The sequence below is a fragment of the Pseudomonas sp. PVC-3-1 genome (assembly GCF_057444315.1).
On sequence record NZ_CM172023.1, the window covers coordinates 5,348,590 to 5,369,882 of the forward strand.

Annotated in this window: 21 protein-coding genes; 9 read left to right on the forward strand and 12 right to left on the reverse strand. The window is 64.6% G+C overall.

Annotation, left to right across the window (positions count from 1 at the left end):
- Positions 1-33: 33 nt before the first annotated feature.
- Positions 34-579 (forward strand): GTP cyclohydrolase I FolE, encoded by a 546-nt coding sequence (gene folE / locus AC2T4A_RS24510; RefSeq protein ID WP_024765420.1) that lies wholly within the window; start codon positions 34-36, stop codon positions 577-579.
- Between the two features lie 65 nt (positions 580-644).
- On the opposite strand, the gene AC2T4A_RS24515 is transcribed toward folE, so the two are convergent.
- The 4 genes from AC2T4A_RS24515 to AC2T4A_RS24530 form a co-directional block, all read right to left on the reverse strand.
- Positions 645-1,496 carry a cache domain-containing protein gene (locus AC2T4A_RS24515; RefSeq protein WP_486742018.1) on the reverse strand — a complete coding sequence of 284 codons (852 nt, stop codon included), beginning with the start codon at positions 1,494-1,496 and terminating at the stop codon, positions 645-647.
- Between the two features lie 97 nt (positions 1,497-1,593).
- Complete coding sequence (locus AC2T4A_RS24520; protein ID WP_045208678.1) at positions 1,594-2,055, reverse strand: bacteriohemerythrin; 462 nt, start codon at positions 2,053-2,055, stop codon at positions 1,594-1,596.
- Between the two features lie 357 nt (positions 2,056-2,412).
- Positions 2,413-3,015 (reverse strand): glutathione S-transferase family protein, encoded by a 603-nt coding sequence (locus AC2T4A_RS24525; RefSeq protein ID WP_416746513.1) that lies wholly within the window; start codon positions 3,013-3,015, stop codon positions 2,413-2,415.
- Positions 3,016-3,025: 10 nt separating this feature from the next.
- Positions 3,026-4,183, reverse strand: coding sequence for an aminotransferase-like domain-containing protein (locus tag AC2T4A_RS24530; RefSeq protein ID WP_486742019.1), 1,158 nt, complete (start codon positions 4,181-4,183; stop codon positions 3,026-3,028).
- 82 nt (positions 4,184-4,265) lie between these two features.
- Between AC2T4A_RS24530 and AC2T4A_RS24535 the strand changes: the two genes are divergently transcribed.
- Positions 4,266-4,706: a MarR family winged helix-turn-helix transcriptional regulator gene (locus tag AC2T4A_RS24535; protein WP_416746509.1), complete on the forward strand. Its 441-nt coding sequence runs from the start codon at positions 4,266-4,268 to the stop codon at positions 4,704-4,706.
- Here AC2T4A_RS24535 and AC2T4A_RS24540 read toward each other — a convergent pair.
- Positions 4,703-5,344 carry a hypothetical protein gene (locus AC2T4A_RS24540; protein WP_486742020.1) on the reverse strand — a complete coding sequence of 214 codons (642 nt, stop codon included), beginning with the start codon at positions 5,342-5,344 and terminating at the stop codon, positions 4,703-4,705. The two genes, AC2T4A_RS24535 and AC2T4A_RS24540, sit on opposite strands and share 4 nt — an antisense overlap.
- Before the next feature lie 332 nt (positions 5,345-5,676).
- On the opposite strand from AC2T4A_RS24540, the gene AC2T4A_RS24545 reads away from it, so the two are divergent.
- The 3 genes from AC2T4A_RS24545 to AC2T4A_RS24555 all read left to right on the forward strand — a co-directional run bounded on the left by AC2T4A_RS24545 (position 5,677) and on the right by AC2T4A_RS24555 (position 8,718).
- Complete coding sequence (locus AC2T4A_RS24545) at positions 5,677-6,279, forward strand: LysE family translocator (RefSeq protein ID WP_486742021.1); 603 nt, start codon at positions 5,677-5,679, stop codon at positions 6,277-6,279.
- Positions 6,280-6,292: 13 nt separating this feature from the next.
- Positions 6,293-7,492 (forward strand): benzoate/H(+) symporter BenE family transporter, encoded by a 1,200-nt coding sequence (locus AC2T4A_RS24550; protein WP_416746503.1) that lies wholly within the window; start codon positions 6,293-6,295, stop codon positions 7,490-7,492.
- Between the two features lie 62 nt (positions 7,493-7,554).
- The gene (locus AC2T4A_RS24555) at positions 7,555-8,718 is read left to right on the forward strand and encodes an AAA family ATPase (protein WP_486742022.1); all 1,164 of its coding nucleotides are present in this window, start codon (positions 7,555-7,557) and stop codon (positions 8,716-8,718) included.
- Positions 8,719-8,820: 102 nt separating this feature from the next.
- Here the strand turns inward: AC2T4A_RS24555 and AC2T4A_RS24560 are convergent, their stop codons facing one another.
- From AC2T4A_RS24560 to AC2T4A_RS24585, 6 genes are all read right to left on the reverse strand, one after another.
- Positions 8,821-9,846, reverse strand: coding sequence for a fimbrial protein (locus AC2T4A_RS24560; RefSeq protein WP_416746499.1), 1,026 nt, complete (start codon positions 9,844-9,846; stop codon positions 8,821-8,823).
- The gene (locus AC2T4A_RS24565) at positions 9,843-12,407 is read right to left on the reverse strand and encodes a fimbria/pilus outer membrane usher protein (RefSeq protein WP_486742023.1); all 2,565 of its coding nucleotides are present in this window, start codon (positions 12,405-12,407) and stop codon (positions 9,843-9,845) included. The genes AC2T4A_RS24560 and AC2T4A_RS24565 overlap by 4 nt, the downstream gene beginning before the upstream one ends.
- A 451-nt stretch (positions 12,408-12,858) precedes the next feature.
- A complete protein-coding gene (locus tag AC2T4A_RS24570) occupies positions 12,859-13,581 on the reverse strand; it encodes a fimbrial biogenesis chaperone (RefSeq protein WP_416746494.1) in 723 nt (240 codons plus the stop codon).
- 87 nt (positions 13,582-13,668) lie between these two features.
- On the reverse strand, positions 13,669-14,208 hold the full coding sequence (locus tag AC2T4A_RS24575) for a fimbrial protein (RefSeq protein WP_416746493.1): 540 nt from the start codon (positions 14,206-14,208) through the stop codon (positions 13,669-13,671).
- A 179-nt stretch (positions 14,209-14,387) separates the two neighbouring features.
- Complete coding sequence (locus tag AC2T4A_RS24580; protein ID WP_486742024.1) at positions 14,388-15,278, reverse strand: bile acid:sodium symporter family protein; 891 nt, start codon at positions 15,276-15,278, stop codon at positions 14,388-14,390.
- 335 nt (positions 15,279-15,613) lie between these two features.
- A complete protein-coding gene (locus AC2T4A_RS24585) occupies positions 15,614-16,375 on the reverse strand; it encodes an SDR family oxidoreductase (RefSeq protein ID WP_486742025.1) in 762 nt (253 codons plus the stop codon).
- Between the two features lie 228 nt (positions 16,376-16,603).
- Between AC2T4A_RS24585 and AC2T4A_RS24590 the strand changes: the two genes are divergently transcribed.
- The 4 genes from AC2T4A_RS24590 (at position 16,604) to AC2T4A_RS24605 (ending at position 20,444) form a co-directional block, all read left to right on the forward strand.
- Positions 16,604-17,608 carry an NADP-dependent oxidoreductase gene (locus tag AC2T4A_RS24590; protein ID WP_486742026.1) on the forward strand — a complete coding sequence of 335 codons (1,005 nt, stop codon included), beginning with the start codon at positions 16,604-16,606 and terminating at the stop codon, positions 17,606-17,608.
- A 539-nt stretch (positions 17,609-18,147) separates the two neighbouring features.
- The gene (locus tag AC2T4A_RS24595; protein ID WP_486742027.1) at positions 18,148-18,390 is read left to right on the forward strand and encodes a hypothetical protein; all 243 of its coding nucleotides are present in this window, start codon (positions 18,148-18,150) and stop codon (positions 18,388-18,390) included.
- Between the two features lie 22 nt (positions 18,391-18,412).
- Positions 18,413-18,655 (forward strand): hypothetical protein, encoded by a 243-nt coding sequence (locus AC2T4A_RS24600; protein ID WP_486742027.1) that lies wholly within the window; start codon positions 18,413-18,415, stop codon positions 18,653-18,655.
- 49 nt (positions 18,656-18,704) lie between these two features.
- Entirely contained in the window at positions 18,705-20,444 is a 1,740-nt protein-coding gene (locus AC2T4A_RS24605; protein ID WP_416746485.1) for a SulP family inorganic anion transporter, read from the forward strand.
- On the opposite strand, the gene AC2T4A_RS24610 is transcribed toward AC2T4A_RS24605, so the two are convergent.
- Positions 20,412-21,293, reverse strand: coding sequence for a methyl-accepting chemotaxis protein (locus AC2T4A_RS24610; RefSeq protein WP_478379039.1), 882 nt, complete (start codon positions 21,291-21,293; stop codon positions 20,412-20,414). The genes AC2T4A_RS24605 and AC2T4A_RS24610 overlap by 33 nt on opposite strands.

Sequence of the window (21,293 nt, forward strand, 5' to 3'; positions counted from 1 at the left end):
GGTTTTTATTTTTGTCATTGCCACAGGTAGATCATGTCCCTGGAACAAAACTACTCCGCGATCCTCAGCCAGCTCGGTGAGGACGTCACCCGCGAAGGTCTGGTCGATACGCCCAAGCGTGCCGCCAAGGCCATGCAGTACCTTTGCCGCGGCTACCAGCAGACGCTGGAGGAGATCGTCAACGGCGCCCTGTTCAGCTCCGACAACAGCGAAATGGTGCTGGTCAAGGACATCGAGCTCTACTCGCTGTGCGAGCACCATCTGCTGCCCTTCATCGGCAAGGCCCACGTCGCCTACATCCCCAACGGCAAGGTGCTGGGCCTGTCCAAGGTCGCGCGCATCGTCGACATGTACGCCCGCCGCCTGCAGATCCAGGAAAACATGTCGCGGCAGATCGCCGAGGCCGTACAGCAGGTCACCGGTGCGCTGGGCGTGGCCGTGGTGATCGAGGCCAAGCACATGTGCATGATGATGCGCGGCGTGGAGAAGCAGAATTCCTCGATGGTCACCTCGGTGATGCTCGGCGAGTTCCGCGAGAACGCCGCCACCCGCAGCGAGTTCCTCAGCCTGATCCGCTGATCGCGACCCGCCGCCATGAAAAAACCGGCCCGAGGGCCGGTTTTTTTGTGCCTGGCATCCGTGGTTCAGCGGGTGTAGTAACCCACCGCCACCAGATAGTGGCCGGTCTTGCGCAGGAAGGCGTGCTTGTTTTCCACCTTGCTGGTCACCGGGTTGCGCCACTGGTACTCGAACTCGGCTTCGCCCTTGGCCTTAACCAGCTCCAGCATGGCGTGGCCGATGGGGTTGCCGCCCGGGTCCTTGAGCGAGTCGAAGTCGGTGCCAACCATGCGGGTGTTGAAGCCATGGGCGACGAATTTCGAGGTATCCAGGTCGACCACGAAGACGTAGAGGTCATCTTCGATGAAGGCCTTGTCCCGTGCAGTGATCTTCTTGAAGGTTCCTTCCGGATCGGCTTCCACGGCCTTCACCGCCTTGTCCAGCATCGCCGCCGCCTGCTGCGCCGAGGCCCGCGGGATGTAGTAGCCCACCGCCAGGAAACGCTCGCCGACGCGCTGGTAATAGACGTGCTTGCGCTCCACCTTGCCGTCTGCCCAGTTCTTCCAGCGGTAGTCGGCCTGCTGCACCTTGCCGGTCTCCGGCGACTTCAATGCCTTGGCGAACTGCTCCTGGAGCGAGGGATCGAGGGTAGAGGTCACGTCGCGGTCGATCAGCACCACCGACGGCCCGCCGCTGGCGAGCATGGTGCCCTTGCTGTCCACCACGAACACGTAGAGGTCGCCATCGACGAATTCGCCCTGGCGGCTGAAGGCGGCAAAGGCCTTGTCGCCCTCCTGCTTGTAGGCGGCCACCGCCTTGGACAGCAGCGCCTTGGCGCGCTGGTCGTCCGTCTGCGAGGTAGTGTTCGCCTGCGCGGCGAACAAGGAAAAGGACGACAGGAAAGAAAGCAGCAACAGTGACTTCAACAGCGTCTTCATACGCAAATACCCCCGTGGCATTGCTTGTAGTTGTGCACAGAGCATAGCCAGCCAGGGGCGATTCGCGTCGGCATTCACTGCCCAAACATGCGGCGATTCAGCCGAAGAATCGCTTCATCGAACGCGAAAGCCAGCCGCCGTGGCCCTGGTCGCGAGTCAGCTCGTGCATGGTCGCCTTCACCGCGTCCACGTAATTGGCGTCGTCGTTGCGGATATGGTTGAACAGCCAGCGGCCGAGCAGGCCCTTGAGTTCCTCGGCGACGTCCTCGCCGGCCTCGAAGCGCGTGCGGTAGTCGGAAACGCGCTTGATGAAGAGTTCATGGACCTTCTTGTGCGCACGGGTGAACTGGTAGCCGGAGTCCTCCAGCAGGGTTTCCTCGAAGGCGAAGTGCGAGATGGTGTAGTCGACCAGTTCCTCGATCACGCCGCCGAGCATCGCTCGGTCGTGATGGGCCTGGGCCTCGTGCAGTTGGTTGATCATTTCGACGATGCGCTTGTGCTGTGCGTCGATCACTCCGATCCCGGTATCGAGATCCGCCTGCCAGACCAGATAGGCCATCTTTCCCCCTCCCCATGCCGGACAACGACACTGCCTGCCGCTCGCGCCCGGCCACATCGGTACATCCCGCATGGCAGCACGTCCAGATTAGGGAGGGCGACAAAACGCCGCCATGATGCCGGTCAACCCCAAAGCACCGGAATCAGCGGTTTAGAGCGGTTTTTTCGGATTTGTCTGATGGCAAAACGCCTGTTTCACACAGAAGTTCGGATCGACCTGTAGGAGCGAGCTTGCTCGCGAACCACCTAGCGGCCGGACATTCCGTTCGCGAGCAAGCTCGCTCCTACAAAAATGCTCGGCACACAACGAAAAACGCCGCTTCCTGGGAAGCGGCGTTTCGATGGCCGGGCGTGGCGATCAATCCTGCATCGCCACATGCCGCGGGTGGTCGGCTACCCGCGCCAGCCAGGCGTTGATCGCCGGGAAGTTCGACAGGTCGAAGCCGCCCTGGTGGGCCACGTGGGTGTAGGCGTACAGGGTGATATCGGCAATGGAGTAACGGTCCCCCACCAGATAGGGCGTCTGCTCCAGCTGCTTTTCCATCACCTTCAGCGCCTTGTAGCCGCCCTTGTGGCAGCGAGCGTACTCCTCGCGGCGTTCCTCGGGCAGGCCAAGATAGAACTCGATGAAGCGCGCCACTGCCACATAGGGCTCATGGCTGTACTGCTCGAAGAACTGCCACTGCAGCACCTGGGTGCGCAGGCGCGGTTCGCTGGGCAACAGATCGCTGCCATCGGCGAGGAAGTTAAGGATGGCGTTGGATTCCCACAGACAGGTGCCGTCTTCGAGCTGCAGCACCGGCACCTTGCCGTTGGGGTTCATCGCCAGGAACTCGGCGGTCTGTGTCTCGCCCTTGAGGATATCGACCTCGCGCCACTGATAAGGCAGGCCGAGCAGGTGCAGGGCCAGCTTGACCTTGTAGCAGTTGCCGGACAGTCGATCGCCGTAAACGGTGTACATGCTCATCTCCTCACTGGGCCTGGCCGTCGCGGATTACCGCGGCCAGGCGACGCAAACCTTCGCCGGCACGTTCCGGCGCCACGTGGCTGAAGTTAAGCCGCAAATAGCCGGGATTGGCATCCGGCTGCGTGAAGAAAGGCTCACCCGGCATGAAGGCCACATTCTGCGCCAACGCCGCATCCAGCAGCGTGCGAGTGTCCAGCGGCTGCTTGAGCTTCAGCCAGAAGAACAGCCCACCCTGGGGCACGTGCCATTCGGCCAGTTCGCCGAAATGCTCTTCCAGTTGCTTCTGCATGGCGTCGCGGCGAATCCGGTAGAAATCACGCAGCTCGGCCAGGTGGCCGCGATAGGCCTCGGTGCCGAACCATTGCAGCGCCTGCCACTGGCCGACGCGGTTGGTGTGCAGGTCGGCGGACTGCTTCAGGCGCAGCAGGTGCGGGAACAGGTCCGGTGTGGCGATCAGGAAGCCCACGCGCAGCCCCGGCAGCAGCGTCTTCGACACCGTGCCGGTGTAGATCCAGCTCGACTGCTTCAGACGGCTGACCAGCGGGGTCGCAGCCCCCTCGTCGAACACCAGCTCGCGGTAGGGCTCATCCTCGATCAGGGTCACGCCAAACTCGTCGAGCACGGCGGCCACTTCATCGCGACGCTGTTCGCTGTAACGCACGCCGGACGGATTCTGGAACGTCGGGATCAGGTAGGCGAAGGCTGGTTTGCTGGTTTCCAGGCGCTGACGCAGCGCGGCAACGTCCGGGCCTTCGGCGCCCAATGGCACGGTCAGGCAGTTAGCGCCGAACAGCTGGAAGGCCTGCAGCGCGGCGAGGTAGGTCGGCGCTTCGAGCAGCACCTCGGTGCCTGGGTCGATGAACAGCTTGCTGGCCAGGTCCAGCGTCTGCTGCGAGCCGCTGACGATCAGCACCTGGCTCGCCTCACAGGGCACGCCCAGCGCGCGTGCCTCGGCGGCGATGGCTTCGCGCAGCGCCGGCTCCCCTTCGCTCATGCCGTACTGCCCCATGCTCACCGGCATGGCATCCCAGTTCACCTTCGGCAGCATCGGCTCGGCGGGCAGGCCACCGGCGAAGGACATCACCTCCGGGCGCTGCGCCGCGGCGAGGATTTCACGGATCAGAGAGCTTTTCAGTCGGGCGATGCGTTCGGAGAAGGCCATGGGGGTCACCGGTAGCGGGAGCACGGAAGAATGAGTCAAACTGCTTGACCGAAGCTACGACGCCCGAGATGGATACGTCAATATGCCTGACCTAACAAAAAACAACCTGCAGCTCGAAGCGATCCAGGCCTTCTTCTACAGCTACCGCGCCTTCACCGCAAAACCCGACGAGATGCTCGCCCGTCGCGGGCTCAGCCGGGTGCACCACCGCATCCTGTTCTTCATCGCGCGCAACCCGGGGCTGAGCGTCAGCCAGCTGCTGGCCGCCCTGGGCGTGACCAAGCAGGCGCTGAACGTGCCGCTGCGCCAGTTGCTCGAGCGCGACCTGATTCGCAGCGAAGCCTGCGACAACGACAAGCGCCGGCGCCTGCTGGCGCTGACAGCCGAAGGCGGCAAGCTGGAAAAGGCCCTGCGCCGCGAGCAGGAGCGCCTGCTGCAACGCGCCTTTGGCGAGGCCGGGGAAGAAGCGGTGAAAGGCTGGCTGGCGGTGAACCAGGCCATCGCCCGCTCGCAGGACGACTAGCGGGCGGCGCCCTCCAGCTCGCGGGCGGCACGCATGAACATCAGCGCCAGCGGCAGCAGGCTGGCCATGGCCAGCGCGGTGCCGGGCAGGAACAGCAGCACGCTGAGCAGGCATACGCCAGAGCTGACCTCCAGCCAGCCCATGACCTTCACCGACGGGTACGGCAACTCGATCTTCAGCAGGCGGATGCCATACCACAAGGTCACGATGCCCGTAGGTACGAACAGCCCCATGAAGCCCATCAGCGCAGCATTGAGCTCGCCGCTGAGCTGCTCGTCGAAAACCACGCTGTAGACCTGCATCACCAACGCGACAGCAATCGACAGCCCAACCGGCCAGGCCAACCCGCGGGCATTGAAGCGATCCTCGAGAAAGCTGCGGGTGCGCCACAGCAGGAAGCAACCCAGCACTGTACTGAGCACGCCGACCCAGAGTTCGTAGCCTTGCCAGGTACTCGACTCATGCAGCGCGGCGGCGAAGGACAGGGTGAACAGCGCGAGGTTGCACAGCAGCAGCGCCAGGCTCAGCCAGCCAAGCAGACGCAGGTGGCCGGGGTTCCAGCGCCCGGCAAGGAAAGCCCCCGGAGCGCTCTGATCCACCAGCTCGACCCTGGGCGCGGCGTAGGGATTCTCTTCCATGGTGGCGATCTTCCATCAGTTGTACGGCTTTCCCGCACCATACCGGCGCACCCGCGCCCACGCCACTGCCGCTGGCACTGTACGGGCCACTCGGCCGCTGGCTGTTATGGGACAGCTTCGCGGTGGCGGGATTAGTCTGGTTCCAATTGAGATCCCGCGTGGGGGCGAGCCCTCTCCCCCGCCCTCTCCCTGAAGGGAGAGGGAGCTGTCCGTACCGGCCGACACTTTTGTTTCAACCTGTGCCATACAGTTCCCTCTCACTTCAGGGAAAAGGGACCTCCAACACAAGGCTTCAGAAAAAGTAGCTCCCAGAACAAGACCGGTACTCCGCCATGCCCATCGAACTCCTCGGCGCCTTCGTGCTGTTCGCCTTCGTCACCTCCATCACGCCCGGCCCCAACAACATGATGCTGCTGGCCTCGGGCGTGAACTTCGGTGTACGCCGCACCATTCCGCACATGCTTGGCATCAGCATCGGCTTCCTGCTGCTGGTGGTCGCCGTGGGCCTGGGCCTGCACCAGCTGTTCGAACGCTTCCCGGCCAGCTACACGGCGCTGCGCTACGCCGGCGGCGCGTACCTTCTGTATCTTGCATGGAAGATCGCGCGTTCCGGCGCGCCCGACGCGAAAGGCGAGAACGCCGCCAGACCGATGACCTTCCTCCAGGCCGCTGCGTTCCAGTGGGTCAATCCCAAGGCCTGGGTGATGGCTGTCGGCGCCATCGCCACCTACCTGCCAGCCAACAGCTGGATCGGTAACGTGGTGCTGATCGCCACCCTGTTCGCCGTGGTCAACCTGCCCAGCGTGGGCGTCTGGACCATACTGGGCAGCCTGCTGCGGCGCTGGCTGGAAGACCCGCTGCGTTTGCGCCTGTTCAACTTCGGCATGGCGGCGCTGCTGGTCGCCTCGCTCTACCCCCTGCTGACCCGCACCTGATGGAAGTTCGTGCATGACTGACACCACACCCGCCACCACGCGCCTGCGCCCGCTGGCCGACTCATCCCCCGCCGCCATTGTCGCCGGGTTCGTCGCCATGCTCACCGGCTACACCAGCTCGCTGGTGCTGATGTTCCAGGCCGGCCAGGCGGCGGGACTCTCCACCGCGCAGATTTCCTCGTGGATCTGGGCGCTGTCCATCGGCATGGCCCTGACCACCATCGGCCTGACCCTGCGCTACCGCACGCCCATCGTCATCGCCTGGTCCACCCCCGGCGCCGCGCTGCTGATCAGCAGCCTGCCCGGCGTACCTTACGGTGAAGCGATCGGCGCATTCATCGTGTGCGCCGCGCTGATCACCATCTGCGGCGTCACCGGCAGCTTCGACCGCCTGATGCGCCAGGTGCCCGGCTCGCTCGCCTCGGCGCTGCTGGCCGGCGTGCTGTTCCGCATCTGCATCGAGATCTGCAACGCCGCGCAGCAGCAGACGGCGCTGGTGGTGGCGATGTTCGTCAGCTACCTGATCGCCAAGCGCCTGTCGCCGCGCTACGCGGTGTTCGCCGCCTTGCTGGTGGGCGTCGCGCTGGCCGGCTTCCTCGGCCTGCTCAACTTCAGCCACTTCCAGCTGGAAATCGCCCGCCCCGTGTGGACCACGCCGAGCTTCTCGCTGGCCGCCACCATCAGCATCGGCATTCCGCTGTTCATCGTCGCCATGGCCTCGCAGAACATGCCTGGCCTCGCCGTGTTGCGCGCCGACGGCTACCAGGTGCCTGCCTCGCCACTGATCTCCACCACCGGCATCGCCTCGCTGCTGCTGGCGCCCTTCGGCTCCCACGGCATCAACCTCGCTGCAATCAGCGCGGCCATCTGCACCGGCCCGGAAGCCCACGAAAACCCGCACAAGCGCTACACCGCGGCGCTCTGGTGCGGGCTGTTCTATGGCATCGCCGGCATCTTCGGCGCCACCCTGGCGGCCCTGTTCGCCGCGCTGCCCAAGGCGCTGGTGCTGTCCATCGCCGCCCTGGCCCTGCTCGGCTCGATCACCAACGGCCTGACCAACGCCATGGCCGACGCCCGCCAGCGTGAAGCGGCGATGGTCACCTTCCTGGTCACCGCCTCGGGCTTCACCCTGTTCTCCGTCGGCTCGGCCTTCTGGGGACTGGTGGCCGGCCTGCTGACCCAACTGGTGCTGAACTGGCGCCGCGCTCCCTGATCCCCTGACTGGAAAGGCCCTTCTGCTAGCATGCGGGCGATTGCCTGAACCGGACCGCCCGCATGCTGCACACCCTGGCCGTTGCCAACTACCGCTCGATCAACTCGCTGGTGCTGCCGCTGGGCCGGCTGAACCTGATCACCGGCGCCAACGGCAGCGGCAAATCCAACCTCTATCGCGCCCTGCGCCTGCTCGCCGAGACGGCACAAGGCGGCGTGGTGAATGCACTGGCCCGCGAGGGCGGGCTGGAATCCACCTTCTGGGCCGGGCCGGAAAGCCATTCGAGGCGCATGCGCACGGGCGAAGTCGAGGTCCAGGGCGGCCCGCGCAACAAAGTGAAGCGTCTGCGCCTGGGTTTTGCCGGTGAAGACTTCGGCTACGCCATCGCCCTCGGCCTGCCACCACCGCCGGTGATCAGCGCCTTCGGCCTGGACCCGGAGATCAAGCACGAAAGCATCTGGGCCGGCCCCTGGTATCGCCCCGCCTCACAGTTGGTGGAACGCAATGGGCCGATGCTGCGTGCCCGCGAAGGCCGCAGTTGGCAGGTACTGGAGCAGCACATTCCGACCTTCGACAGTCTGTTCACGCAGATCGGCAGCGGCTCGGACTGCCCCGAAGCCCTGCTGCTGCGCGAGCAGATTAGAGGCTGGCGTTTCTACGACCACTTCCGCACCGACGCCGACGCCCCTGCGCGCCAGCCGCAACTGGGCACCCGCACGCCGGTGCTGCACCACGATGGTCGCGACCTCGCCGCCGCGCTGCAGACCATCCGCGAAATCGGCGACGCCCGTGCACTGGAAACCGCTATCAGCGACGCCTTCCCCGGCGCCGAGCTGCAGATCGACTGCCAACCCGGCGGACGCTTCGCCGTAGCGCTCAAGCAATACGGCCTGCTGCGCCCGCTGAGCGCGGCAGAACTCTCTGACGGCACCCTGCGCTACCTGCTGTTGGTCGCCGCCCTGCTCACCCCGCGCCCGCCGTCGTTGATGGTCCTCAACGAACCGGAAACCAGCCTGCACCCGGACCTGCTGCCGGCCCTGGGACGCCTGATCATCGCGGCCTCTAAGCACACCCAGGTCTGGGTCGTGTCCCACGCCAGCCGGCTGATCGCCACGCTGGAGGAATACCCCGAGTGCAATGGTCTGCACCTGGACAAGGAACTGGGCCAGACGCGCATCCGCGACCAGGGCATGTTCGATGCGCCCGCGTGGCATTGGGCGGATTGAGCTACGCGTGCGTATCAGCGCCTGCGTCGCCCCACCGGCCGCCCAGGATGATGGGCTGCATGAGAATCGCCGCGACGCCCACCTGGATACAACGTCCTCAATCTACTGATAAGACAGCGTGTAGGTAGCCACGGCATTCGCGTCCCCCGGCGTCACCGCCACCGCCGTCTTGATGTAGTTGGCGGTGAATGGCACCACCAGGGCGCCATTGGGTGATGCGCCAAGGGAAAACTGGTTCATATTGCCAGCGACGGATGAGTCCGGCCCGAAGCGCACCGGCGTTCCGTCGCGCCGGATCTGGATGCCGACGCCGCGAGCCTGAGTCGCCGATGGGCTGAGACTGAGCGTGTCAGTCAGATTGCCAAGGTTGTTGGCGTCCGTCAGGGTCATGTAGACGTTCATACCGGTACTGCAATTGAGACGTACATTGAAGCTGGCGTTGCCAGAGGTGGTCCCAACAGGGCCGGCAAGGCCTGGCGCGCTCGTGGTTCCGAGGCTGACGGGAATGTTGATCGAGCCTGCATCTACCGAGCAGGTCTGGGCAGTGAGGCTGGTACTGGTGATCTTGATAGGTGCAGTGGCCGATGTACTTCCTGAACTCTTTTCTGCGACAAAGGCGTTAGCGATCGTTGTCGCAGCCAGCGTGCCGGTAGTGATCGGTTCGCCTGTCGCGACCAACCGGACGGACGCTGCGAAGTCCCAGAATGTCGACCATCCCTTCACCAGGTCAGTGGGTGTCGGCGTGACGGGCGTCAGGGAGGTGTAGTTGTCCCGGGCACTGATGATCACTCCGACGCCACGTAGCGAAGTGGCATAGACCGTGTAGGTCGATCCGCCGTCCACGATCGTCTTGCCGGTGGCGACGAGCGCCCCCTGGGCTTGACCATAGGTTGTCGACGTGTCGTTGGCTGTGCAGCCGTTCTCCATACGGGTAACGGAGGAGGTAATCCAGGCCGTCAGCGGCGTACCGAAGCTGCGGTCGCGCGGTGCGGTGATGGTAGCCGGCAGGTTGAGCGTTATACCGGCCGTGGGCGTACAGGTCACCGCTGCCTCGGCAGGGCTGAGGCCCGCACCCAGTAGAGCAATCAGCAGGCAACCTACAGAGGACTTGATTGAGGTCAGGATCATTGCGGGGCTCCGGATTGAGCAGCACATAGCGCATCGATGGTTTCCAAGGACACTCCCGTGTCTCGGCTCCTGTCTGCCGGAGTGCTGTAGTGAATGGTGCAGTACCTGTCCCCCTCGACCGGGACTCGCAATTCGCCATGGTCGCTGGCGACCCGGACAAAAATCTTGCCGCCCTGTCCGACCACACCGACTTCCTGGTTTCTCTCATCGAGGACACTGGCGCCGAAGGGCAGCGGGCTGCCGTCCGTCTGCCGACTCTGGATGAGCAGCGCATGGCCACTAATCGAATCGAACGGAACCACGACCACCGCCCCGCTACGAGGCACTACATCCTTTACGGTGCTTTTGAGCTCGATGTCATCGGATAACCCTTTGGGGTCCAGTTCCAGGGTGTTGATACGGTAGGGCGTGAGGTATGGCACGACGGCCTGCCCGCGACCATCGAGCTTGAGGTTGCTGGCATTGCTGACCTGGGCGCCGGCTGCACCGGGGGCATCGATGATGGCGATGCTGTCGCCCAGGGACTGGCCGAACGTGACACCGTTGGGGTGGGCGACCACCGAACCGGCAACGCCTGCGGAGGCCTGGCGGTAGTCGTTGCCCTGGCTCACCGAGCCGCTCAGCGTGCCAAAGGAGCTGCGGTACTGGGCATTGCCACTGAGGCTGGCGGCGCTCTGGCCAGCAGCCGGGCTGTCGTAGGCGCCGGTGACGCCGTAGTTGACCTGGCCTTCCTTGCCGGCGGTGCCGCTCAAGGTGCTCTGCAGGTTGCTAGCCCCGCTGCTGCTGCGACTGACACTGCTGGTGAGATACGGGCGATTGCTGCCGGTCTTGCCGATGGGCAGCGAGACACTGAGCAGAACCTGGCTCTCCGAAGCACCGAAGGCATCCTGGGTCCGCGAGGCGCTGACCGAGGCGCTGCCCCAGCTCCAGTTGCGGTTGTAACCGGCCTGGTACTGGGTATCGAAGCCAGTGTCGTTCCAGTAGTTCTGGACCGATCCGCTGGCGAACAGGTAGCCGCTCCCGACGTTCTGACTGATGTTGATTTCACTGCGGCTGCGGGCGCGGCGGACAGCATCGGCCCCCCCCTTCTCGTCGCCGTACTCGCGGACCTGGTCACGAGCGTTCAGGGCATCGTTGAGACCGAAATAGCCATCGGTGGAATACCGATAGGCCGCGACGGTGAAATGCGTGCCGGTGCTCTGCAGAATCTTGTTGTAGCTGATGCCCAACGAGCGGCCGCTGTACTGCTTCCCCTCCAGGTCTGTGCTGGCCTGGGTCAGGTCCGCGCCGAAGGCGCCGTACTCGGTATTGAGCACGCCCCCCAGGAGCGCGGAGGTGTAGCCATCGGAGATCGAGCTGCCGGTGTAGGCGGTGATGCTGTTGGTGATGCCGCGCTGGTAGGTGGCCTGCGCGACGTAGGGGCTGTAGCCATAGGTGAGATCCCGCACCTGACCGACGCTTGTGCTGTAGCGCGAGACGCCTGGGCGCAGGGAGCGAGCCACCGAGGAGAACGGCACGGTGAAATGGTTTTCCTGGCCACTGGCCTCGGTCACCGTCACATCCAGGTCACCGTTGTCGCTGGTGGGGTTGAGATCGCGGATCTCGAAGGCGCCTGGGGCAACGGTTTCCTCGTGGATGATGTAGCCGTTCTGGCGAATGGTGACCCGGGCATTGGTAGCGGCGATACCACGAACGATCGGCGCATAGCCACGCTGGGAGTCGGGCAGCATGCGCTCGTCGCTGGTCAGGCGGACACCGCGCAGGGGAACCGAGTCGAACAGGTCGCCATCGGTATAGGCATCGCCGAGGGTCAGCTGGGAGCGGAGCGAGTCGACATCGCGCTGGGCGAAGGTGGCGAGGTTCTGCAGGGACTTGCCGTCCTGCCCCCAGTTGAGTGACGAGCGCTGGCGCAGGCGCCAGTCGCCCAGGTTCAGCCCACCAATGAGGCTGGCATAGGCGCTCTGCTGATCGCTGCCCTGGCCATTGCTCTGGTAGCCGCTGAGGTTGTAGTCGAGGAAGCCGGCGTTGACGCCGCGGTCCCAGCGCTCGGGGCTGACGTAGCCACGCGGATTGCGCCGCAGCATGGCCTGGGGAATGCTCACGTCCAGGCGCTGCTCGCCCACGTCGACAGTTGCACTGGCACCCTCGACGAGGGCCGCTGGATCAAGGCAATCAGCGCTGAGCTTGTCCGGCGGCAGTTGGTCGAGCTTCACGCCGAACTGCTCCAGTTGCAGGCGTGAGAAGCACGCCTTGGCATGATTGGGCCGGTCACCGGCGACGAAGCGGATGTCCTGCGGGCCCAGCGCCGTACCATTGAGCAGCACATCGAGGTTATAGGTGCCGGGCACGATCTGGTTGCTCTGGTTGAAGCGCGACAGGTTCATGGAGCGCGCGCCCTGCCCCCACAGCATGTCACTCTCGAAGTTGGCCACTGCACCTTCACCCGGCTCCGCCAGCACAAAACCGCTGTACAGGCCACCCAGCAGGCAGACAGCCAGTGCCAGGGGTTTGAGCGAGAACGCCAGGCGTTCCTGCAACGGATAGCGGAAGGTGCTGTTCATGACTGAACCTCGCCAGTGTCCTGCGGACGGCCCCAGGGTTGCGGGCATGCCGATCCCCTCCCGGCGCGGTGCGGGTGTTGGAAGAGGTCGGGTGGATAGCGCTGGTAGCGGGAGATCTACCGGATCAGATGCGCGTCGATCCGAAACCTGCGACGCGGTGGCGGCTGTCCTGGAACAACTTTCAGCGGCGTTTTCATGGGCTGAGACCTGCGGTAGTGGTGCTCTGCGCCGGGGTGACCGTGCGGAGGCGATGGAATGAGTTTCCGTCCAGCACCGGAATTGCCCTACCGTATAAAACCGACATGCTTGTAGGAATTATCCCAACAGGTAGCGAACTATCGATCTGGGCAACCAGAAGAAGCGATGTGCCCGGTTGCCGCCAGGACCGCTTGCCTTGACCGAGGAGCAACCGGGCAACCGTCGACTAATGGGACAGCCCGGGACCTAGCGATCAGGGTTTCAGGGGCTGGGAATACTGGAGCACGGCGCCCAGGTCGGTGATGCTCGTGTAGTCAACCTTGCCCGTCGCGGCGGCAGCGCCCTTGAGCGGAATCATCTTGCGTTCGCCAGGCGCCAGCAGGGAGGAATTGATGTCGAGCGTCGGGCTGATGCCGTTCATGCTGACTTTTCCCAGGGTGACGTAATAGGGACTGTCATTGCGACACTCCAGCGCCCACTCCGAACCATTGCGCAGCACGCGCCACTGCAACTGCTCGGCGGCCGCCGTGGCATTGCCGGGCAGGTTGGCGGGGCGATAGAAGAACTTCACGCGGCTACGGAAGGCGATCTTCAAACGATTCTGCCCTTCAGCCGAGGACGGTGGGACCTCCAGCACGTTCAGCCAGAACAGCGACTCCCTGTCCTGCGGCAGGGCCTTCTGCCCGGTGAAACGAACCCGCAGCGCCTGGCCCTTGTTCGGGTCGATCCGGGCTATGGGCGGTGTAAGCACGAAGGGTGCCGCGGAGGTATCGGGCGTTGCCTGTAGGTTGCCTTCGTCGATCCAGGACTGCACCAGCATCGGTGACTGTCCGTCGTTGTTGAGCTTGACCGTCACTTCCCGCTGGGCCGCGTCGTAGACCACACGGGTACCGGTGATCACGATAGAGGCTTGAGCCTGACCAATCACCAGACAGGCCGACAGCAGCAACCCCAAGCCAAGAAAAGCGCGCTTCATGGAGACCTCGTCATAGAAGTAAATGAGCCGCCACCAGCGAGGGCTGATCGCCAGCCCTCGCTTCCCATTGACGGTGACGCGTCCGAATTACGGATAAACGATCGAGTAGGTAACGCTGGACCTCACTTCGCCCGCGCTCGGCGTAGCCGAGTTGGAGTAGTACTTCACGGTGAAGGGGATGGTGACGCCGGTTCCGGTGATATTGGTGAAGGCCGTAGCCGGCGAGGCCCCCAGCTGCAAGGGGGAGCCGTTGCGGAAGATAGCCAGGTCGACTTCCTGAGCGCCGCTGCCGGTGTTTGTCAGGCGCCCCTGGGCGTTGACATTGGCGCCCGGCTCGAAGAACACGGCAACGCCTGGGTTGCCGCTGACATCGCTGCCGCTGCAGCCGGACAGGTCGATCGTGAAGTTGGTATCACCGCCGGTAGTGCCGACACCCGCCAGGGACGACTTCGAAACGGTCGGCAGAGTGACGGTGCCGTCGCCGGTGCCCGCACCGTTGATCTGGATGGTGCAGGTGACGTCCTGGACCTTGCCGTTGAAGGTGATGGTGCCGTCGGATGCCTGGGCCTGCATCGCGGAAGCAGCAAGAGCGAGCAGAGTGGAGAGGGAGATCAGGGACTTTTTCATCGGAGTTTCCTACATGAGTGAACTGGCTCCCAACCACCGTCATTGATGGAGGAGATAGCCAAATTCTGTTCTCACGTAGGAAATAGCCCTGCCGTAATGTCCCTATCACCGTGTAGGAAAAATCCTTTTAAGAGTGCTGATCGTGCGCTCCCTTTAGCAGGAAGGGAGCGCACAATCAGTCAGGCAGTCGCCTGCTCCGGCGTTGCCTTGGCCACGCCCCGGCTGACCCACCAGCCAAAGAGGCCAGCGGTGAAGAACATCAGCACGCCATAGATCGCCGCCGGAATGGCCATGGTGCTGTTGTTCAGCAGCATGGGGCTGAGCGCCAGTGCGATGGCAAGCGTGCCGTTGTGGATGCCGATCTCCATGCCAATGGCGATGGACTGCGGCTTGGACAGTTTCAGCAAGCGCGGCACGCAATAGCCGACGGCAAGGCTGAGCAAGTTGAAGCTCAGGGCCGCAGCGCCAACGATCGGCGCATAGGTCAGGAAGGTCTGCCAGTCCTTGGTCACGGCCACGCCGATGATCACCGCCAGCAGCAACGCGGAGAGAATCTTCACCGGCTTCTGCAGCGCCGCCGCCACGCTGGGCAGCAGGCGCCGCACGAGCATGCCGATGGCAACGGGGCCCAGCACGATGACGAAGACCTGCAGCACCTTGCCGAATTGCAGCGGGATGGTCTGGCCGTCGTTCATGAAGTACAGCAGCGACATATTCACGATCAGCGGCATGGTGAGGATGGCGATCACCGAGTTCACCGCGGTCAGCGTGATGTTCAGCGCCACATCGCCGTGGGCCAGGTGGCTGTAGAGGTTTGCAGTGGTGCCGCCGGGGGACGCAGCGAGCAGCATCATGCCCACGGCCAGCGCTGCTTCGAGAGCAAAGCCCACGGTGATGAGGAAGCACGCCAGCGGCAGCAGGATGATCTGGCAGACCAGGCCGATGAGCACGGGCTTGGGATAGCGCACCACGCGGGCGAAGTCGGCGACGGTCAGGGACAGGCCGAGGCCCAGCATGATGATGCCCAGGGCAATGGGCATGAAGAGCGTCAGCAAGGGATCGTTGGTCATTGTCATTATTCTCCAACTGAGGTGGGCCGATTGTTTCGGCCTCTTGGGCGCTTGTAACTGGCCTTGCGGGCCAAAACCACTTCATCCTGTAACTGAATGCAAAAGTTTGTAGCGAACGCGGCGGGAATGTGCGGGGCTTTGTCCTTTGTAGGAGCGAGCTTGCTCGCGAACCGCCCAGCACCGCAGCGACCGTGAAATCCGTTCGCGAGCAAGCTCGCTCCTACAGGTGTGACGTGGCAGCGTTGGTGCAAGGGCCTGCCCCTCTCCCTTCGGAGCGGGGCGCGCAGCCAGGGTTGGGGTGAGGGGAAGCCCGCACACCGAGCTCCCCCAATTGGTCAGATCGCCGTCGCCCCACCATCCACCGGCAGCGCGATGCCGGTGGTGAAGCCAGCGTTGTCACTGCAAAGGTAAAGAACGGCAGAGGCGATTTCCTCGACGCGGCCGACGCGGCCCACCGGGTGCATGGCAGCAGCGAACTCGGCCTTCTTCGGGTCGGCCTCGTAGGCGCGGCGGAACATGTCGGTGTCGATCACCGCCGGACACACCGCGTTGACACGGATTTTCTTCTTCGCGTATTCGATGGCGGCGGACTTGGTCAGGCCAATCACCGCGTGTTTGGAGGCCGCATAGATGCTCATTTTCGGCGCGGCGCCCAGGCCGGCGACGGAAGCGGTGTTGACGATGGCGCCGCCGCCCTGCCCCAGCATCACCGGAATCTGGTGCTTCATGCACAGCCAGACACCCTTCACGTTGACGCCCATGATGGCGTCGAACTCGCTTTCCTCACCGTCGGCCAGCTTGCCCTTCTCGATCTCGATGCCGGCGTTGTTGAAGGCGTAGTCCAGGCGGCCGTACGCAGCCACGGTGCCTTCCACCAGCGCCTTGACCTCGGCGTCGCGGGTCACGTCACAACGGATGAAGGTGGCCTCGCCGCCAGCGCCGCGGATCAGCTCGACGGTGGCTTCGCCGCCCTTGGCATCGACGTCGGAAACCACGACTTTCATGCCCTGCTGGGCGAAGGCCTGGGCGGTGGCGCGGCCGATACCGTTACCGGCGCCAGTGACCAGGGCAACCTGGCCGGAAAGCAGCTGACTCATGAGCGAACCTCGAAGCGGGTTGGGAAATAACCGCTGCAGTCTAGCCAGCGCTCCAGCGGCGCGAAGCACTATCAGGCGGGGCGACGTCGCTGCATCCACGGCGATGATGATTCCGGCGAGCCCGGATCACTGGAACCGATGAGCGGACATTCCCCCGGCGGACGGAACTTGCCGTGGCGCGGCGGGCGGACTATCACCTAGGCTTTCCCCCTGACTGAGTCCACTGCCATGCCTGCCCAGATCAACCGCCAGTTCCAGCTCGCCCAGCGCCCGGTCGGCGCCGCCACCCGCGACACCTTCGCCTACGTGGAAACCCCGGTCGGCGAGCCCGGCCCGGGGCAGATCCTGGTGAAGAACCAGTACCTCTCGCTGGACCCAGCCATGCGCGGCTGGATGAACGACGCCAAGTCCTACATCGCCCCGGTGGCCATCGGCGACGTGATGCGCGCCCTCGGCGTGGGCAAGGTGATCGCCTCGCAGCACCCGGACTTCAAGGTCGGCGACGAAGTGAACGGCGCCCTCGGCGTGCAGGATTACTTCCTCGGCGAGCCGAAAGGCTTCTACAAGGTCGACAGCCAGCGTGCGCCGCTGCCGCTGTACCTCTCGGCGCTGGGTATGACCGGCATGACTGCCTATTTCGGTTTCCTCGACGTCGGCCTGCCCCAGGCCGGTGACACCGTGGTGGTTTCCGGCGCCGCCGGCGCGGTGGGCAGCGTGGTCGGGCAGATCGCCAGGATCAAGGGCTGCCGAGTGGTCGGCATCGCCGGCGGCGCTGACAAATGCCGCTATCTGGTGGAGGAACTGGGCTTCGACGGCGCCATCGACTACAAGGCCGAAGACGTCAACGCCGGCCTCAAGCGCGAGTGCCCCAAGGGCGTGAACGTGTTCTTCGATAACGTCGGCGGCGACATCCTCGATGCCGTGCTGGCCCGTCTGGCGCCCAAGGCACGGGTGGTGATCTGCGGCGCGATCAGCCAGTACAACAACAAGGAAGCCGTACGCGGCCCGGCCAACTACCTGTCGCTGCTGGTCAATCGCGCGCGCATGGAAGGCATGGTGGTGATGGACTACGCCCACCGCTTCCAGGAAGGCTTCAAGGACATGGCGACCTGGATTGCCGAAGGCAAGCTGAAGTCGAAGGAAGACATCGTCGAGGGCCTGGAAACCTTCCCCGAAACCCTGGCCAGACTGTTCAGCGGCGAGAACTTCGGCAAGCTGGTGCTGAAGGTCTGACCGCCGCTGGCGTTGCTGGTGTTACGCAGGAGCGGATCTCGTCCGCGATGGCTTCCGGCGCGATGCGGACGTATCGCAGACGGAGTCCGCTCCTACCCGTAGCCAACCGTCAACATTGTAGGAGCGAGCTTGCTCGCGAACCCGCACAGCCCTGGTATCGCAGGGAGGAGCGTTCGCGAGCAAGCTCGCTCCTACAGGGCACCCTCCCCACTTCTGCGCTCTATCTCGATGAATTCCGACAAGCTCTGTTGAGCCTTTCCGGCTAGGATTTCCCTTGGTCGATTCCAAGGAAGATCCCTCGATGTTGCTCGCCCGTTGGCTGCCCGGCCTGGACAGCCTGCTCATGCCCGTAGCCGATCATCGGCGGGCAGCCGGCAACCTTGTAGGAGCGAGCTTGCTCGCGAACCCGCACAGCCCTGGTATCGCAGGGAGGAGCGTTCGCGAGCAAGCTCGCTCCTACAGGGCACCCTCCGCACTTCTGCGCTCTAACTCGATGATTTCCGACAAGCTCTGTTGAGCCTTTCCGGCTAGGATTTCCCTTGGTCGATTCCAAGGAAGATCCCTCGATGTTGCTCGCCCGTTGGCTGCCCGGCCTGGACAGCCTGCTCCTGCCCGTAGCCGATCATCGGCGGGCAACCGGCAACCTTGTAGGAGCGAGCTTGCTCGCGAACCCGCACAGCCCTGGTATCGCAGGGAGAAACGTGCGCGAGCAAGCTCGCTCCTACAAGGCACCCTCCCCACTTCTGCGCTCTATCTCGATGATTTCCGACAAGCTCTGTTGAGCCTTTCCGGCTAGGATTTCCCTTGGTCGATTCCAAGGAAGATCCCTCGATGTTGCTCGCCCGTTGGCTGCCCGGCCTGGACAGCCTGCTCCTGCCCGTAGCCGATCATCGGCGGGCAACCGGCAACCTTGTAGGAGCGAGCTTGCTCGCGAACCCGCACAGCCCTGGTATCGCAGGGAGAAACGTGCGCGAGCAAGCTCGCTCCTACAAGGCACCCTCCCCACTTCTGCGCTCTATCTCGATGATTTCCGACAAGCTCTGTTGAGCCTTTCCGGCTAGGATTTCCCTTGGTCGATTCCAAGGAAGATCCCTCGATGTTGCTCGCCCGTTGGCTGCCCGGACTGGACAGCCTGCTGCACTACCGTTCCGACTGGCTGCCGCGCGATATCCAGGCCGGCCTGTCGGTGGCCGCGGTGCAGATTCCCACCGCCATCGCCTATTCGCAGATCATCGGCTTCCCGCCGCAGGTCGGGCTCTACGCCTGCATACTGCCGATGCTGATCTACGCCATCGTCGGCAGCTCGCGGCAATTGATGGTCGGCCCGGATGCCGCCACCGCCGCCATGGTCGCAGCGGCCATCACACCGCTGGCGGCCGGCAACCCGGAACGGTTGCTGCAGTTGTCGATGATCGTCGCGGTGATGGTCGGCGCGCTCTCCATCGCCGCCGGCTTCGCCCGCGCCGGGTTCGTTGCCAGCTTCCTCTCACGGCCGACGCTGGTGGGCTATCTGAACGGCATCGGCCTGAGCCTGATCGCCGGGCAGCTCGGCAAGATCCTCGGCTACCACAGCGAAACCAGCGGCTTTGTCCGAGGCCTGATCGCCCTGGTGCGCAACCTGGCCGACACGCACCTGCCGACGCTGGCACTGGGCGTCGGCACGCTGGCGCTGATGATCCTGCTGCCGCGACGCTACCCGAAGATTCCCGGTGCGCTGGTCGGCGTGCTGTTCGCCTCGCTGGTCGCCGCACTGTTCGGCCTGGACCAGTACGGCATCAAGCTGCTTGGCGAAGTACCGCAGGGCCTGCCTCACCTGAGCTGGCCCAAGACCAGCGTCGAGGAACTGGGCAGCCTGTTCCGCGATGCCATGGGCATCACCATCGTCAGTTTCTGCAGCGCCATGCTCACCGCGCGCAGCTTTGCCGCCCGACACGGCTACGCCATCGACGCCAACCACGAATTCATGGCGTTGGGCATGGCCAACATCGGCGCGGGGATTTCCCAGGGCTTCGTCATCAGCGGCGCCGACTCGCGCACCGCGGTGAACGACATGGTCGGCGGCAAGAGCCAGATGGTCGGCGTGGTAGCCGCGCTGGTGATCGGCCTGGTCCTGCTGCTGTTCAGCAAACCGCTGGGCTGGGTGCCGATGCCGGCGCTGGGCGCGGTGCTGCTGATGGCCGGCTGGGGACTGATCGACTTCCGCGCGCTGCGCGGCTTCTGGGCGCTGAGCCGTTTCGAGTTCGGCCTGTGCGTGCTGACCACCGCCGGCGTGCTCAGCGTCGGCGTGCTGCCGGGCATCTTCGTCGCCATCATGCTCGCCCTGCTGCGCCTGCTCTACCTTACCTATCGCCCGCACGACGCAGTGATGGGCTGGGTGCACGGCATCGACGGCCAGGTCGAGGTCGAGCAGTACCCCAACGCGCGCACCTTGCCGGGACTGGTGATCTACCGCTTCGACGCGCCGATCCTGTTCTTCAATGCCGACTACTTCAAGCAACGCATCCTCGAGGTGGTTGCCCAGGCGCCGAATGCGCGTGCCGTGCTGCTCAATGCCGAGGGGATTCTCAACCTGGATATCAGCGGCCTGACCTCCCTGCGCGAAGTGCAGCAGACCCTCGACGCCCAGGGCGTACACCTGTCCCTGGCTCGGGTCACCGGCGAGACGCTGGCGATGCTCAAGCGCTCCGGCGCTTTGGGCGAGGTAAAGCCGCCGCTGGTATTCAGCTCGGTGCGGGCCGGCGTCACCGCCTACCGGCGCTGGCACCAGCAGCGCAAGCGCGAGCAGGCGGCGAGCGCCCGGGCATCACAGGCGGAACTGCCCGACCAGCCCCTGTAGTTCGCGGCTGAGCTGGGCCAGCTCGACGCTGGACGATGCGGTGGACTCCATGGCCTGCGCCGATTCATCGGCGATGCCGCGGATGCTGGTGACGCTGCGGCTGATCTCCTCGGCCACCGCGCTCTGCTGTTCAGAGGCAGCGGCGATCTGCTGGTTCATCTGGTGGATCACCGCCACCGCCGAGGCGATGTTGCCCAGCGCGGCCTCGGTCTGCACCGCGTCACCCACGGTCATCTCCACCAGCGCGTGGCTGCGCTGCATACGCTGAACGGACGTGGTGGCGCCATTGCGCAGGGCAGCGATCAGCGTCTCGATCTCGGCGGTGGACTGCTGGGTGCGTCGCGCCAGCGCCCGCACTTCATCGGCCACCACGGCAAAGCCCCTGCCCTGCTCGCCTGCTCGCGCAGCCTCGATGGCGGCGTTGAGCGCCAGCAGGTTGGTCTGCTCGGCGACGTTCTTGATCACGTCCAGCACGCTGCCGATGCTCTGGCTCTCACGGCCGAGCTGTTCGATGCTGTCGGTGGCCGCACGCACCGCGTCAGCCAGTTGTTCGATGCGACCGAGGGTCTGGCGCACCACGTCCTGCCCGCTGGCGACCTTGCCGTCGGCCTGTTCGGCGGAATGGGCTGCCTCCTCGGCATTGCGCGCCACGTCGTGGACAGTGGCGGCCATCTGGTTCATCGCCGTGGCGACCTGGTCGGTTTCGGCCTTCTGTGAGTTCACGCCGTGCTGGGTGCGCTCAGTAACGCTGGACAGCGCCTGAGCGGAGGCGGTGATCTGCCCGACGCCATCGCTCAGGCGGCTGACAATGCCGCGCAGGCTGTCGGCCATGCTGCCCACAGCGCCCAT

What these genes read in the sequence shown, in the direction of transcription:
- AC2T4A_RS24590 (WP_486742026.1), top strand. Translation starts at nt 16,604, where the DNA reads ATGCCTGCCCAGATCAACCGCCAGTTCCAGCTCGCCCAGCGCCCGGTC.
- AC2T4A_RS24610 (WP_478379039.1), bottom strand. Translation starts at nt 21,293, where the DNA reads ATGGGCGCTGTGGGCAGCATGGCCGACAGCCTGCGCGGCATTGTCAGC.
- AC2T4A_RS24530 (WP_486742019.1), bottom strand. Translation starts at nt 4,183, where the DNA reads ATGGCCTTCTCCGAACGCATCGCCCGACTGAAAAGCTCTCTGATCCGT.
- AC2T4A_RS24555 (WP_486742022.1), top strand. Translation starts at nt 7,555, where the DNA reads ATGCTGCACACCCTGGCCGTTGCCAACTACCGCTCGATCAACTCGCTG.
- AC2T4A_RS24535 (WP_416746509.1), top strand. Translation starts at nt 4,266, where the DNA reads ATGCCTGACCTAACAAAAAACAACCTGCAGCTCGAAGCGATCCAGGCC.
- AC2T4A_RS24570 (WP_416746494.1), bottom strand. Translation starts at nt 13,581, where the DNA reads ATGAAGCGCGCTTTTCTTGGCTTGGGGTTGCTGCTGTCGGCCTGTCTG.
- AC2T4A_RS24515 (WP_486742018.1), bottom strand. Translation starts at nt 1,496, where the DNA reads ATGAAGACGCTGTTGAAGTCACTGTTGCTGCTTTCTTTCCTGTCGTCC.
- AC2T4A_RS24520 (WP_045208678.1), bottom strand. Translation starts at nt 2,055, where the DNA reads ATGGCCTATCTGGTCTGGCAGGCGGATCTCGATACCGGGATCGGAGTG.
- AC2T4A_RS24605 (WP_416746485.1), top strand. Translation starts at nt 18,705, where the DNA reads ATGTTGCTCGCCCGTTGGCTGCCCGGACTGGACAGCCTGCTGCACTAC.
- AC2T4A_RS24540 (WP_486742020.1), bottom strand. Translation starts at nt 5,344, where the DNA reads ATGGAAGAGAATCCCTACGCCGCGCCCAGGGTCGAGCTGGTGGATCAG.
- AC2T4A_RS24550 (WP_416746503.1), top strand. Translation starts at nt 6,293, where the DNA reads ATGACTGACACCACACCCGCCACCACGCGCCTGCGCCCGCTGGCCGAC.
- AC2T4A_RS24560 (WP_416746499.1), bottom strand. Translation starts at nt 9,846, where the DNA reads ATGATCCTGACCTCAATCAAGTCCTCTGTAGGTTGCCTGCTGATTGCT.
- folE (WP_024765420.1), top strand. Translation starts at nt 34, where the DNA reads ATGTCCCTGGAACAAAACTACTCCGCGATCCTCAGCCAGCTCGGTGAG.
- AC2T4A_RS24565 (WP_486742023.1), bottom strand. Translation starts at nt 12,407, where the DNA reads ATGAACAGCACCTTCCGCTATCCGTTGCAGGAACGCCTGGCGTTCTCG.
- AC2T4A_RS24585 (WP_486742025.1), bottom strand. Translation starts at nt 16,375, where the DNA reads ATGAGTCAGCTGCTTTCCGGCCAGGTTGCCCTGGTCACTGGCGCCGGT.
- AC2T4A_RS24525 (WP_416746513.1), bottom strand. Translation starts at nt 3,015, where the DNA reads ATGTACACCGTTTACGGCGATCGACTGTCCGGCAACTGCTACAAGGTC.
- AC2T4A_RS24580 (WP_486742024.1), bottom strand. Translation starts at nt 15,278, where the DNA reads ATGACCAACGATCCCTTGCTGACGCTCTTCATGCCCATTGCCCTGGGC.
- AC2T4A_RS24575 (WP_416746493.1), bottom strand. Translation starts at nt 14,208, where the DNA reads ATGAAAAAGTCCCTGATCTCCCTCTCCACTCTGCTCGCTCTTGCTGCT.
- AC2T4A_RS24545 (WP_486742021.1), top strand. Translation starts at nt 5,677, where the DNA reads ATGCCCATCGAACTCCTCGGCGCCTTCGTGCTGTTCGCCTTCGTCACC.